Source organism: Paracoccus mangrovi (assembly GCF_042648425.1).
Taxonomy (GTDB): Bacteria; Pseudomonadota; Alphaproteobacteria; order Rhodobacterales; family Rhodobacteraceae; genus Paracoccus; species Paracoccus mangrovi.
Genome location: NZ_JBHRXJ010000008.1, coordinates 111,433 through 124,990 on the forward strand (window position 1 = coordinate 111,433; position 13,558 = coordinate 124,990).

General features: G+C 63.7%; 14 protein-coding genes. 7 read left to right on the top strand and 7 right to left on the bottom strand.

Annotation, left to right across the window (positions count from 1 at the left end; translation table 11 throughout):
• The first annotated feature begins 89 nt into the window (after positions 1-89).
• Positions 90-707, top strand: a complete 618-nt coding sequence (locus ACFOMH_RS12155; protein WP_377744749.1) for a DsbA family protein — start codon at positions 90-92, stop codon at positions 705-707.
• Positions 708-793: 86 nt separating this feature from the next.
• Here the strand turns inward: ACFOMH_RS12155 and trpB are convergent, their stop codons facing one another.
• From trpB to ACFOMH_RS12190, 7 genes are all read right to left on the bottom strand, one after another.
• Positions 794-2,026 carry a tryptophan synthase subunit beta gene (gene trpB, locus ACFOMH_RS12160; protein WP_374424316.1) on the bottom strand — a complete coding sequence of 411 codons (1,233 nt, stop codon included), beginning with the start codon at positions 2,024-2,026 and terminating at the stop codon, positions 794-796.
• A 53-nt stretch (positions 2,027-2,079) separates the two neighbouring features.
• Entirely contained in the window at positions 2,080-2,526 is a 447-nt protein-coding gene (locus ACFOMH_RS12165) for a GNAT family N-acetyltransferase (protein WP_377744751.1), read from the bottom strand.
• A 52-nt stretch (positions 2,527-2,578) separates the two neighbouring features.
• Positions 2,579-3,226, bottom strand: coding sequence for a phosphoribosylanthranilate isomerase (locus tag ACFOMH_RS12170; RefSeq protein WP_377744752.1), 648 nt, complete (start codon positions 3,224-3,226; stop codon positions 2,579-2,581).
• A gap of 3 nt (positions 3,227-3,229) precedes the next feature.
• Positions 3,230-3,631: a LapA family protein gene (locus tag ACFOMH_RS12175; RefSeq protein ID WP_374424320.1), complete on the bottom strand. Its 402-nt coding sequence runs from the start codon at positions 3,629-3,631 to the stop codon at positions 3,230-3,232.
• Positions 3,632-3,667: 36 nt separating this feature from the next.
• On the bottom strand, positions 3,668-3,955 hold the full coding sequence (gene ihfB / locus ACFOMH_RS12180) for an integration host factor subunit beta (RefSeq protein ID WP_374424322.1): 288 nt from the start codon (positions 3,953-3,955) through the stop codon (positions 3,668-3,670).
• 197 nt (positions 3,956-4,152) lie between these two features.
• Positions 4,153-5,832 carry a 30S ribosomal protein S1 gene (gene rpsA, locus ACFOMH_RS12185; RefSeq protein ID WP_374424324.1) on the bottom strand — a complete coding sequence of 560 codons (1,680 nt, stop codon included), beginning with the start codon at positions 5,830-5,832 and terminating at the stop codon, positions 4,153-4,155.
• A gap of 421 nt (positions 5,833-6,253) precedes the next feature.
• A complete protein-coding gene (locus tag ACFOMH_RS12190) occupies positions 6,254-6,844 on the bottom strand; it encodes a (d)CMP kinase (RefSeq protein WP_377744754.1) in 591 nt (196 codons plus the stop codon).
• Positions 6,845-7,122: 278 nt separating this feature from the next.
• Here ACFOMH_RS12190 and ACFOMH_RS12195 point away from each other — a divergent pair, with 278 nt between their 5' ends.
• The 6 genes from ACFOMH_RS12195 (at position 7,123) to ACFOMH_RS12220 (ending at position 13,496) form a co-directional block, all read left to right on the top strand.
• Positions 7,123-8,727, top strand: a complete 1,605-nt coding sequence (locus ACFOMH_RS12195; RefSeq protein WP_374424327.1) for an ABC transporter substrate-binding protein — start codon at positions 7,123-7,125, stop codon at positions 8,725-8,727.
• A gap of 69 nt (positions 8,728-8,796) precedes the next feature.
• Entirely contained in the window at positions 8,797-9,804 is a 1,008-nt protein-coding gene (locus tag ACFOMH_RS12200; protein WP_377744756.1) for an ABC transporter permease subunit, read from the top strand.
• Complete coding sequence (locus tag ACFOMH_RS12205; protein ID WP_374424331.1) at positions 9,801-10,703, top strand: ABC transporter permease subunit; 903 nt, start codon at positions 9,801-9,803, stop codon at positions 10,701-10,703. The genes ACFOMH_RS12200 and ACFOMH_RS12205 overlap by 4 nt, the downstream gene beginning before the upstream one ends.
• Before the next feature lie 3 nt (positions 10,704-10,706).
• Complete coding sequence (locus ACFOMH_RS12210) at positions 10,707-11,546, top strand: ABC transporter ATP-binding protein (RefSeq protein WP_377744757.1); 840 nt, start codon at positions 10,707-10,709, stop codon at positions 11,544-11,546.
• Positions 11,543-12,388 (top strand): ATP-binding cassette domain-containing protein, encoded by an 846-nt coding sequence (locus ACFOMH_RS12215; RefSeq protein WP_377744759.1) that lies wholly within the window; start codon positions 11,543-11,545, stop codon positions 12,386-12,388. The genes ACFOMH_RS12210 and ACFOMH_RS12215 overlap by 4 nt, the downstream gene beginning before the upstream one ends.
• Positions 12,389-12,452: 64 nt before the next feature.
• Positions 12,453-13,496, top strand: a complete 1,044-nt coding sequence (locus ACFOMH_RS12220; RefSeq protein WP_377744761.1) for a lysine-2,3-aminomutase-like protein — start codon at positions 12,453-12,455, stop codon at positions 13,494-13,496.
• Positions 13,497-13,558: the final 62 nt, after the last annotated feature.

Genomic DNA, 13,558 nt, shown 5'->3' on the forward strand with positions numbered 1-13,558 from the left:
CGCATAACCCACGGGATTGTCATGTCCTTTCGCTTGACCGTCGCGGCCCCGTCGGGCTCTTGATGGGAAAGCCAGAAAGGAACCCCGTCATGCGCCGCCTTGTTGCCGCCCTTGTCACCGCAGCGATCTGTCTGCAATTCACGTCCCCCGTCGCCGCACAGGATCGCAGCGCGGCCGAGATCGCCCAGATCAAGAATTCCGTCTTTAACGACCCGCGCGCGCCCGTGATGGGCAACCCGCAAGGCAAGACCGTGCTGGTCGAGTTTTCGGATTACAATTGCGGTTTTTGCCGCAAATCCATGCCCGAGGTCAGTGCCCTGCTGAAATCCGATCCCGATCTGAAACTGGTCGTCCACGAATTGCCGGTCTTTGGCGAAGGCTCGCGCTATGCCGCCGAGGCCGCGCTGGCCGCGAAAGCCCAGGGTAAATATCCCGAGTTCCATCAGGCGCTGATGTCGTTGAAGGGCAAGGCCGAAAAGGCATCGGTTCTGCGCGTCGCGCGGGAAACCGGGTTGGATGTCGCCCGTCTGGAACGCGACATGCAAAGCCCCGAAATCACCGCGCAGATCGAGGATTCGCTGGCTTTGGCCGATGATATCGGGCTGGTCGGCACACCCAGCTTCATCGCCGGCAACCGCGCGGTCTTTGGCTATCTCAGCAAGAAAGATCTGGCCGGGCTGGTGGCCGAGGCCCGCGGCGCAAAGTAACGCCGCATCGCGCAATGATGCGCCGGAAATGGAAACGGGGGCGGTGATCCGCCCCCGTTTGCGTTCCGCGTGAGGTCACGGGCGGTTCAGCCCTGAATGTCCTGACCCAGATGCTTGGCCACGGTAAAGATATCCTTGTCGCCGCGCCCCGACAGGTTCACCACCATGATATGGTCGCGCGGCAGCTCGGGCGCGATCTTGATGACATGGGCCAGCGCATGGCTGGGTTCCAGCGCCGGGATGATCCCTTCCAGCCGGCACAGCGTCTGGAACGCGGCCAGCGCCTCGGTATCGGTCACGCTGACATATTCGGCGCGGCCCTGTTCCTTGAGCCAGGCATGTTCCGGGCCGATGCCGGGATAATCAAGACCGGCGCTGATCGAATGGCCTTCAAGGATCTGACCCTCGTCGTCCATCAGCAGATAGGTGCGGTTGCCATGCAGCACGCCGGCGCGGCCGCCGGTCAGGCTGGCGCAATGCTGCATGCGCGCATCGACGCCCTTGCCGCCGGCCTCGACGCCGATGATGCGCACCGAAGGATCGTCGAGGAAGGGGTGAAAAAGGCCCATCGCGTTCGAGCCGCCGCCGATCGCGGCGATGACGCTGTCGGGCAGCCGCCCCTCGCCCTCTTGCGCGGCAAGCTGGGCGCGGGTCTCGCGGCCGATGATGGCCTGAAAGTCGCGCACCATCGCGGGATAGGGATGCGGGCCGGCGACCGTGCCGATGCAATAGAAGGTGTCGCGCACATTGGTCACCCAATCGCGCAAGGCGTCGTTCATCGCATCCTTGAGCGTGCCGCGACCGCTGGTCACCGGCACCACCTCGGCGCCCAGAAGCTTCATGCGAAAGACGTTCGGGGCCTGACGCTCGACATCATGGGCGCCCATATAGACCACGCATTTCAGCCCGAAGCGCGCGCAGACGGTGGCGGTGGCGACGCCGTGCTGGCCGGCGCCGGTTTCGGCGATGATGCGGGTCTTGCCCATGCGCCGCGCCAAAAGGATCTGACCCAGCACGTTGTTGATCTTGTGGCTGCCGGTATGGTTCAGCTCTTCGCGCTTGAGATAGATTTTCGCGCCGCCCAATTCCTCGGTCAGGCGGGGGGCGAAATAAAGCGGGCTGGGGCGACCGACATAATGTTCCCACAGGTCGTCCATTTCCGCCCAGAAGGTCGGGTCGGTCTTGGCGCGTTCATATTCGGCCTGAAGGTCAAGGATCAGCGGCATCAGGGTTTCGCTTACGAAACGGCCACCGAAAATGCCGAAACGGCCCTGTTCGTCCGGGCCGTTCATGAAGCTGTTGATGAGGTCTTCGGCCATGGCTCTCTCCGGGCGCGGTCAGGACGTGGATATTTGGGCATGAAAGACGCCCGTCAAAGGGATTTCTTATATCCGATATGCGAGGCGGTAAAGCCGAGCCGGTCGTAGAAGCGATGCGCATCGCTGCGCGCGCGATTAGTGGTGAACTGCAAAAGCGTGCAGCCGGCGGCGCGGGCGCGGGCCTCGGCATCATGGATCAGCGCGGTGCCGATATTCTGGCCACGATGGCTGGCCGCGACGCGCACGCCTTCGATCTGGGCGCGGCGGGCGGCGGATAGCGACAAGCCGGAAATAAAGGTGATCTGATAGCAGGCGACGATATCGGTGCCGATGGTGCCGACGACAAGGTGGTTCGCGCCCTCGGCCCGCATGGCGTCGAACGCGGCCAGATAAGGGGCGGGATCGGCGATCTCGCGGCCCCGGCCCAGCATGTCGTCCGCCAGAAGCGCGATGACGGCGGGGATGTCGGTGCGGGCGGCATGGCGAAAGACGGGGGTCACTTTCGGCCCTTTCGGATTGCCGTCGCCCGGGCCGGGGCGGTCCCGGCCGGCATCACAGGATCGGCGCGGTGGCGCGCGCGATCAGCCGCCGGATCCGGTCGGGATCCTTGATCCCCGGCGCGCTTTCGACGCCCGAGGACACGTCGATGCCGGGCGCGCGGGTCAGCCGGATCGCCTCGGCCACATTGTCGGGGGTCAGGCCGCCGGCCAGCAACCAGGGCTTGAGGATCTGACGCCCGGCCAGCAGCCGCCAGTCGAAGGCCACGCCATTGCCGCCGGGCAGCGCCGCGCCCTTGGGCGGCTTGGCATCGATGAGCAGCATATCCGCGACGAGACCGTAATCCCAAAGCGCATCCAGATCGGCGGGTTCGGCCAGCCCGACCGCCTTGATCACCGGCAGGCCGGTCAGTGCCTTGACCTCGGCCACGCGGGCCGGGGTTTCGGCGCCATGCAGCTGGATCATGTCCAGCGGCACCTTGTCCAGCACCGCGCGCAGCAGCGCATCGTCGGGATCGACGAACAGCCCGACCTTGGCGATGCCCAGCGGCACCTGCGCCACGAGATCTGCCGCCTGTTCGGGCGAGACATGGCGCGGTGATTTCGCGAAAAAGACAAAGCCCACATAGCGCGCGCCCGCCGCCACCGCCGCCGCAAGGCCCGCGGGCTCGGTCAGGCCACAGATCTTGACCGTGACAGTCATGGCCTAGCGCGGCGCAGGCAGGTTCGCGGCCGGGGCCGTATTGCGGGGGCCGCGCGCAGGCGCATCGTCGAGGATCGCCAGAACCTCATCCTTGGGGGCGGCATGGGTGCGGCGCAGATCGCCGACCTCGCGTTGCAGCCGCGCCAGATCCTGGGCACGGGCTTTCGATTCGGCGCGCAGATGCGCCTCGCGCAGCCATTCCCAGATCAGCCCGATCATGACGCCGAACACCATGGCCAGAAATAGCGCAAGAAAGCCCGGCATGGTCAGCGTCCAGTCGCGGCCGGTGAAATCGGCGATGCCCTGCGGCATCATTCCGACCGTGATCGGGGCGCGGTTCGCCGTCGCCACCAGAATCAGCACGATCGCGAGAACGACGAAAAAGATAAGACGGATCGCGCGCATTCTTCACCTCATGGCAGTCACGGCCGCCAATCTGGCCTATTCGGCGTCGCCGTTCAACCTTTCGCGCAAGAGCTTGCCGGTCTTGAAGAAGGGGACATGCTTTTCGTCGACGCTGACCGACTCGCCGGTGCGCGGGTTGCGCCCCTGTCGGGCATCACGCTTTTTGACGGAAAAGGCCCCGAAGCCCCGAAGCTCGACCCGGTCGCCGCGCGACATGGCGTCGATGATCTCTTCAAAGACCGTGTTCACGATGCGCTCGACATCGCGCTGGAAGAGGTGGGGGTTTTCCTCGGCGATTTTCTGGATCAATTCAGATCTTATCATTGCGCTTCCTGAATATGGTTCCAATGGGTTGTCGCCGCACCGATCTTAGATGCGGGCGCGGGACGATCAATGACAGAACGCGGGTTAAGTGGATTGGTTGCCGGTTTTTTTCCAAACCATGCGGTTCAACCGGGACGAGTGCCCGGGAATCAAGCACCCCCGGACATGCCGGGGGCGCAAATTCGCTTAGTCCGGGATCAGCCCTTGCTTTTCAGCGCGGCGCCCAGGATGTCGCCCAGCGAGGCGCCCGAATCCGAGCTGCCATACTGATCGATCGCTTCTTTCTCTTCGGCGATCTCGCGGGCCTTGATCGACAGGCCCAGACGGCGGGTCTTGGTGTCGATGTTGGTGACGCGGACGTCAACATGGTCGCCGGTCTGGAAGCGCTCGGGGCGCTGGTCCTGACGGTCGCGGGCCAGGTCCGAACGACGGATGAAGGATTTCATGCCGTTGTATTCGACCTCGATGCCGCCATCCTCGATCGCCGTCACGGTGACGGTGATGACCGAACCACGCTTCACGCCTTCGACGGCCTCGGCCATCTGGTCGTTTTCCAGCGCCTTGATCGACAGCGAGATGCGTTCCTTGTCGACATCCACTTCCTGAACGACGGCTTTCACCACATCGCCCTTGCGGAAATCCTGGATCGCGTCTTCGCCGCGGGCATCCCACGAGATGTCCGACAGGTGAACCATGCCGTCGATATCGCCTTCGAGGCCGACGAACAGACCGAATTCGGTGATGTTCTTGACTTCGCCTTCGATGACGGTGCCGGCCGGGTGGGTTTCGGCAAAGACTTCCCACGGGTTGCGCATGGTCTGCTTGAGACCCAGCGACACGCGGCGCTTGGCTTCGTCGATTTCCAGCACCATGACGTCGACTTCCTGCGAGGTCGAAACGATCTTGCCGGGATGGACGTTCTTTTTCGTCCAGGACATTTCCGAAACGTGGACCAGACCCTCGACACCGGCTTCCAGCTCAACAAAGGCGCCGTAATCGGTGATGTTGGTCACGCGGCCGGAATGAACCGAGCCGATCGGGAACTTGTTGGCGACCGTATCCCACGGATCGGCCTGAAGCTGTTTCATGCCCAGGCTGATGCGGTGGGTGTCCTTGTTGATCTTGACGACCTGAACCTTGACGGTTTCGCCGATCGACAGGATCTCGGACGGGTGGTTGACGCGGCGCCAGGCCATGTCGGTGACGTGCAGCAGACCGTCAACACCGCCCAGATCGACGAACGCACCGTATTCGGTGATGTTCTTGACCACGCCCTCGACCGTCTGACCTTCGGTCAGGTTGGCGATGACTTCGGCGCGCTGTTCGGCACGGCTTTCTTCCAGGATGGCGCGGCGCGAGACAACGATATTGCCACGGCGACGGTCCATTTTCAGGATCTGGAAGGGCTGCTTCAGACCCATCAGCGGGCCTGCGTCGCGCACCGGGCGGACGTCAACCTGCGAGCCGGGCAGGAACGCGACAGCGCCGCCCAGATCGACCGTGAAGCCGCCTTTGACGCGGCCAAAGATGGCGCCTTCGACGCGCTCTTCGGCGGCATAGGCTTTTTCCAGACGGTCCCAGGCTTCTTCGCGGCGGGCCTTCTCGCGCGAGATCGAAGCCTCGCCCCGGGCATTTTCGACGCGGTCCAGATAAACCTCGACCTCATCGCCGACGGCGATCGAGGGGGCTTCACCGGGATTTGCGAATTCTTTCAGATCGACGCGGCCTTCCATCTTGTAGCCGACGTCGATGATGGCCTGGCCCGCCTCGATGGCGATGACCTTGCCCTTGACGACCGAACCTTCGTCCGGGGTGTCGATGCTGAGGCTTTCGTTCAGGAGGGCCTCGAACTCCTCCATGGTCGCTTTAGCGCACATATATATCCAGTTTCCTTTACTTGGTTTTTCCGGCCTGGCGGTTGGCTCCGCCGGTCTTTCGTTAAAGGGTCCCCGCAACGGATTGCGAAACAGCAAAGGGCCGCGCTTGCGCCCGACCCTGCCCGCTCGTCTCTTTTATATGGCATTCCGCCTTGAGGACTGTGGTTCCTATATGGCGATTTCCCGCGATTGGCAAGCCCGCAGCGGGAAAGCCACGGGGGATCGCCACAGGGGTTTCCCGGCAAAAGCCGGACCGGGCGCGGATCGCCACGGGATCCCCCTGCCGGGACGCGACCGCCATGCATCCGGGATGCGCGGCCAGATCGGGATATGGCAAGGCCGCGAACAGCGAACGGGACGGATCGCGCAAGGCCCAGCGGTGGCGCCCAGCCATGGCGCCCGGCGGTGGCAAAGCCCGGGCTCAGCCCCGGCCCAGACGGGTGGCGACGGTATCGCGCGCCACCGCAAAGGCCGCTTCGATCGTCATATCCGACGTATCGAGCAGGACCGCATCCGCCGCCGGCCGCATCGGCGCGACGGCGCGCGCGGCGTCGCGGGCATCGCGTTCGCGCAACTGCGCCAGCATCTCGTCCGCATCCGCGCCCAGCTCCCGTGCGCGCCGCGCCGCGCGCACCCGATCCGAGGCGGTGACATAGAGCTTTACCTCGGCCCCGGGACAGATGACGGTGCCGATATCGCGCCCGTCCAGCACCGCGCCGGGTTCCTGCCGGGCAAAGCGGCGCTGAAAGACGATCAGTTCGGCGCGCACCTCGGCAATGGCGGCGACACGGCTGGCGGCCTGTCCGGCCTCGGCCGAGCGCAGATCGTCCCGCGCCAGATCCGCGGCCGTCAGACCGCGCGCCGCCGCCACCGGATCGCCCCCGCGCGCGCCCACGGCCCGGTACAAAAGCCCGGTATCCAGATGATGAAAGCCGAAATGCGCCGCAAGCGCGCGCGCAATGGTCCCCTTGCCCGAGGCGGCGGGTCCGTCGATGGCGATGGTAAAGGGCATGAGACGCGGACTCCGACGTGCTGAAAACGACGCCCTTCCTTGCACTCAAGCACGTTACAGAGTCCAGCGCCGGGCATGAAAAACAGACACGCCAGAGGACAGACAGGGTCGCGCAAGCTCTCCCGAAACGGGCAATACGGCAAACAAATTGGCCAAATTACGTTATTTCGTAGCGTCGCTTCGGCAAATCTATCCATCGCAATGGCAGAACACTTGACCTTTAGCGCAGATTCGTTTGCATCTTTGCCCGGAGAATAAATCTAGACATGGGAGGTAATATGTCGATCTTCTCAAAACGGTTTCTGGCCGCCTCGGCGCTGGCGCTGATGGCCGCAGCACCGCTGCATGCAAAAACATTCGTCTATTGCTCGGAAGGGTCGCCCGAAGGCTTTGACCCGGCGCCCTATACCTCGGGCACGACTTTCGACGCCTCGGGCCACGCGATCTATAACCGCCTCGTCCAGTTCAAGCCCGGCACCACCGAGATCGAGCCGGCGCTCGCCGAAACCTGGGACGTGTCGGCAGACGGCCTTGAATACACCTTCCACCTGCGTCCGGGCGTCAAATTCCATTCGAACGACAAATTCACCCCCTCGCGCGATTTCAACGCCGATGACGTAATCTTCACCTTCATGCGTCAGGCCAATGCCGACGATCCCTGGCACCAGTATATTCCCGGCATCACCTATGAATATTACTCGTCCATGGAAATGGACAAACTGATCAAATCCATCGAAAAGATCGACGACAACACCGTCAAGTTCACCCTGAACAACCCCGAAGCCCCCTTCCTCGCCAACCTCGCCATGCCTTTCGTGTCGGTCCTGTCCAAGGAATATGCCGACACGCTGGACAAAGCCGGCACCAAGGAAGACCTGAACAACGCCCCCATCGGCACCGGCCCGTTCAAGTTCGTCGCCTATCAGAAAGACGCCGTGATCCGGTATCAGAAGAACGCCGATTACTGGGGCGCCGCGCCCAAGATCGACGATCTGGTGTTCGCCATCACCCCCGACGCCGCGGTGCGCCTGCAAAAGCTCAAGGCCGGCGAATGCCACCTGATGCCCTATCCCGCGCCGGCCGATCTGGCCGACATCAAGGCCGATCCGAACCTGAAGCTGGACGAGCAGCCCGGCCTGAACGTGGGTTATCTGGCCTATAACACCACCGTCGCCCCCTTCGACAAACCCGAGGTCCGCAAGGCGCTGAACATGGCGCTGGACAAGAAGGCGCTGATCGATGCCGTCTATCAGGGCAATGCCGAGGTCGCCAAGAACCCGATCCCGCCGACCATGTGGTCCTATAACAACGCCGTCGAGGACGACAAATACGATCCCGAAGCGGCCAAGAAGATGCTGGAGGATGCTGGCGTCAAGGATCTGAGCATGGAAATCTGGGCGATGCCGGTGCAGCGTCCCTACATGCCCAATGCCCGCCGCGCCGCCGAGCTGATGCAGAGCGATCTGGCCAAGGTCGGCGTCAAGGTCGAGATCGTCAGCTATGAATGGGGCGAATATCTGAAAAAATCCATGGAAGAGGGCCGCAAGGGCGCCGTCATCCTGGGCTGGACCGGCGACAATGGCGACCCGGACAACTTCCTGTCAGTGCTGCTGAGCTGTGCCTCGGCCGAGCCGGGCGGCGCCAACCGCTCCTTCTGGTGCAACAAGGAGTTTTCGGATATCATCGCCAAAGCCAAGGCGACCTCCGATCACGACGAGCGCGTCAAGCTTTACGAAGAGGCACAGGTCATCTTCAAGAAAGAGGCACCCTGGGCCACGCTTGCGCATTCGACCCAATATGTGCCGATGGCCAAGAACGTGACAGGTTTCGTGCAGTCTCCGCTGGGTGATTACACCTTCGAATCCGTTGATTTGACCGAATAAGGCCAAACCATAGTGCAACTCTTGCGGCCGTGCGGGGCATCCCCTGCACGGCCCTTAGGTTAGGACTCGATGCTTAGATTCATCCTCTCGAAACTCCTTTACCTGATCCCCACCGTATTCGGGATCACATTGGTCGCCTTCAGCTTCATCCGCCTGTTGCCGGGCGATCCGGTGCTGTTGATGGCCGGCGAACGCGGCGTATCGCCCGAGCGTTATGCCGAAATCACAGCCCAGCTTGGCTATGACAAGCCGATCTGGCAACAATATCTCAGCTATCTGAACCAGCTTGCCCACGGAGATCTGGGTAATTCGCTGGTCACCAAAAAGCCGGTGCTGGCCGAATTCCTGACGCTCTTTCCGGCGACGGTCGAGTTGGGTCTCGTCGCCATCATCATCGCCACGCTGATCGGCGTGCCGGTGGGCGTCATCGCCGCGATCGAGCGCGGGTCCTGGTTCGACCAGATTTCGATGACCGGGGCGCTGGTCGGGTTTTCGATGCCGATCTTCTGGTGGGGTCTGCTGCTGATCATCCTGTTTTCCGGCATCCTGCAATGGACACCGGTTTCGGGTCGCATTTCACTGATGTATTTCTTTCCGCCCGTCACCGGATTCATGCTGATCGACAGCCTGCTTTCGGGACAGAAGGGCGCATTTCTTTCCGCCATCAGTCACCTGATCCTGCCTGCCGTCGTGCTGGCAACGATCCCGCTGGCCGTCATCGCGCGCCAGACCCGCTCGGCGATGCTTGAGGTCATGGGCGAGGACTACGTCCGCACCGCCCGCGCCAAGGGCCTTTCCCCCACCCGCGTCATCGGCGTTCACGCGCTCAGGAACGCCATGATCCCGGTGATCACCACCATCGGCTTGCAGATCGGCGTGCTTCTGGCCGGGGCCATCCTGACCGAGACGATCTTTTCATGGCCGGGCATCGGCAAATGGATGATCGATTCGATCTCGCGCCGCGACTATCCGGTGGTGCAGTCGGGGCTTTTGCTGATCGCCGGCATCGTGATGATCGTGAACCTTCTCGTGGACCTGACCTATGGTCTCATCAACCCGAGGATCCGCCACAAATGACCGATACAACCGTCAAAATTTCGGATGCGGCCATCCGGCGCCAGATGCTCAAGGAGTTCTGGTTCTATTTCAGCCAGAACCGGGGCGCGGTCGCGGGGCTGGTGGTCTTTCTTCTGCTGGTCCTGACCGCGATCTTCGCACCGATGATCGCGCCGCATGACCCGACCCAGCAATTCCGCGACGCATTGCTGGTGCCGCCCTTCTGGGAAGAGGGGGGGCGTGCCGAGTTCCTTCTGGGCACCGATGCCGTGGGCCGGGACATGCTGTCGCGGCTGATCTATGGCGCGCAATATTCGCTGTTCATCGGCATCGTCGTCGTGGCGATCGCGCTGATCGGCGGGGTCGTCATCGGCCTGGTCGCGGGCTTTTACGGCGGCTGGGTGGACAGTGTCATCATGCGCGTCATGGATGTCGTGCTGGCATTCCCGTCGCTGCTGCTGGCGCTGGTGCTGGTCGCCATTCTGGGGCCGGGCCTCACGAATGCGATGATCGCCATCGCCATCGTCTATCAACCGCATTTCGCCCGCCTGACCCGCGCCGCCGTCATGAGCGAGAAGGCCCGCGAATATGTCTCGGCCGCCCGCGTGGCCGGCGCGAACAACCTGCGGCTGATGTTCAAGACCATCCTGCCCAATTGCCTTGCACCGCTGATCGTGCAGGCAACGCTGTCCTTTTCCAGCGCCGTTCTGGACAGCGCGGCACTGGGTTTTCTGGGCATGGGCGCACAGCCCCCCGCCTCGGAATGGGGCACGATGCTGGCCGAGGCGCGCGAATTCATCCTGCGCGCCTGGTGGGTCGTGACCTTCCCGGGTCTGGCGATCCTGATCTCGGTTCTGGCGATCAACCTGATGGGCGACGGTCTGCGCGACGCGCTCGATCCGAAACTGAAGCGGAGCTGAGCCATGTCACTGTTGACCATTCGCAACCTGACCGTGCGCTTTGCCACCTCGACCGGGGGCTTTACCGCCGTGGACGGGATCGATCTGCATGTCGACCGCGGCGAGGTTCTGGCCGTGGTGGGCGAATCCGGGTCGGGCAAGTCGGTGTCGATGCTGGCGGCGATGGGGCTTTTGCCCGACACCGCCACCGTCACCGCCGACGAGATGACCTTTGACGGCCGCGACCTGCTGAACATGACGCCGCGCCAGCGGCGCCAGATCATCGGGCGTGAGATCACCATGATCTTTCAGGAACCCATCGCCTCGCTGAACCCGTCCTTCACGGCCGGGTATCAGATCGAGGAGGTGCTGCGTTTCAATGCCGGACTGTCGCGCAAGGCGGCGCGGGCGCGCGCCATCGAACTGTTCCAGCAGGTCGGCCTGCCCGATCCCGAGGGCAAGCTGAAATCCTATCCGCACCAGATGTCGGGCGGACAGTCGCAGCGGGTGATGATCGCCATGGCGATCGCCACCAATCCGCGCCTGCTCATCGCCGATGAGCCGACGACGGCGCTGGACGTGACCATCCAGAAGCAGATCCTGGATCTGCTGATGCGGTTGCAAGAGGACACCGGCATGGCGCTGATCCTGATTACCCATGACATGGGCGTGGTGGCCGAAACCGCCGACCGCGTGCAGGTCCAGTACAAGGGCAAGAAGATGGAAGAGGCCGATGTGCTGAGCCTGTTCGAGAACCCCAAGAACCCCTATACGCGGGCGCTGCTGTCGGCCTTGCCGGAAAACGCCACCGGCGACCGGCTGCCCACCGTTGCCAGCTTCATGGAACAGGGGGCGCAGGCATGAGCGTGGTTGTCGAAGGCCGCAATCTGATCCGCGACTATCGCCTGCCCGGTTCGCTGACGCGGCCGGCCAGAACGATCCACGCGGTTCAGCGGATCAATTTCTCGGTCGAACGCGGCAAGACCCTTGCCATCGTGGGCGAGTCCGGTTCGGGCAAGTCGACGCTGGCGCGGATCGTGGCGTTGATCGATCCGGCAACCGGGGGCGAGCTGCTGATCGAGGGCAAGCCCGTCGATATCGCCAAGCAGAAGCTCACGCGCGAAATGCGCTCCAAGGTGCAGATGGTGTTCCAGAACCCCTATGGTTCGCTGAACCCGCGCCAGAAGATCGGCGATGTGTTGATGGAGCCGCTGCTTCTGAACACCGACACGCCCGCCGCCGAACGTCGCGACCGGGCGCGCGAAATGCTGATCAAGGTCGGGCTGCCGGCCGAGCATTTCAACCGCTATCCGCACATGTTTTCGGGCGGGCAGCGCCAGCGTATCGCGATTGCGCGCGCATTGATGCTGAAACCCACGCTGCTGGTTCTGGACGAGCCGGTTTCGGCGCTGGATCTGTCGGTGCAGGCGCAGGTGCTGAACCTGCTGGCGGATTTGCAGGAAGAGTTCAACCTGGCCTATGTCTTCATCAGTCATGACCTGTCGGTGGTGCGCTATATCGCCGATGACGTGCTGGTGATGAACAAGGGCGAGGCCGTCGAACAGGGCACGCAAGAGGCGGTTTTTGCCGACCCGAAGCACCCCTATACGCGTGAGCTTTTCGCCGCGACCCCGATCACCGATGTCGAGGCGATCCGCGCCCGCGTCGCCCGCCGGGCCGCGCAACGGGCCGGCCAGCCCGCATAAGCGAACTTGCAAAGGCGGGCGGTTTCACGCTAGACGCCCGCCTTTGCATCCCCATGAGGCCGCCGTGCCAACACGCCCCCTGACCAGCGTTTCCGCCCTGACCCGGGCGGGCCTCGTGCCCGACGCGGATGCGGCTGTGCTGGAACAGGTCGCCTCGGAATTTCGCATCCGCATCACCCCCGCCATGCAGGCCGCCGCCGGCCCCGGCGCGCATGACCCCATCGCCGCCCAATTCGTCCCCGATGCGCGCGAGCTGGACACCCGCCCCGAAGAGCTGGCCGATCCCATCGGCGACGATGCCCACAGCCCGACCCCGGGCCTGACCCATCGCTATCCCGACCGGGTGATCCTGCACATTACCCGCACCTGCGAGGTCTATTGCCGCTTTTGTTTCCGCCGCGAGGTGGTGGGCGAGGAAGGTACCCTGCCCGAGCGCGACCTTGCCGCCGCGCTGGATTACATTGCCCGGACGCCCGCCATTCACGAGGTGATCCTGACCGGGGGCGATCCGCTGGTCCTGTCGGCCCGTCGCATCGCCTCGGTGATGGCGCGGCTGGCGGCGATCCCGCATCTGGACGTGGTGCGCATCCATACCCGCATTCCCGTGGTCGCGCCGGGCCGCATCGACGACGCGATGCTCGCCGCGCTTGCGCCCGCGCGGCTGGCGGTCTGGGTCGTGCTGCACAGCAATCACGCCAATGAGCTGACGCCCGACGCCTGTGCCGCGCTGGCCCGGCTGGCGGGGGCCGGCATCCCGCTTTTGTCGCAATCGGTGCTTTTGCGCGGCGTCAACGCCGATCCCGACACGCTGGCCGATCTTTTTCGGGCGCTGATCCGCAACCGGGTCAAACCCTATTACCTGCATCATTGCGACCTTGCGCGCGGCACCGGCCATTTCCGCACCACCATCGCCGAGGGCCGCGCCATCATGGCGGCGCTGCGCGGACGAATGTCCGGCACCTGCCTGCCGACCTATGTGCTGGACCTGCCCGGGGGCCATGGCAAGGTCCCGCTGACATCCGAGGCGGCGCGGGAAATCGCCCCCGGCCACTGGCGGATCGCAGACTGGCGGGGGCGGATCCACGATTATCGCGATCCCGGCGCCTGATCCGCACACGCTTTGCGGGCAATGCCCGCCGATCTCGGTGATCGCGGCTTGCACGAAAGGGA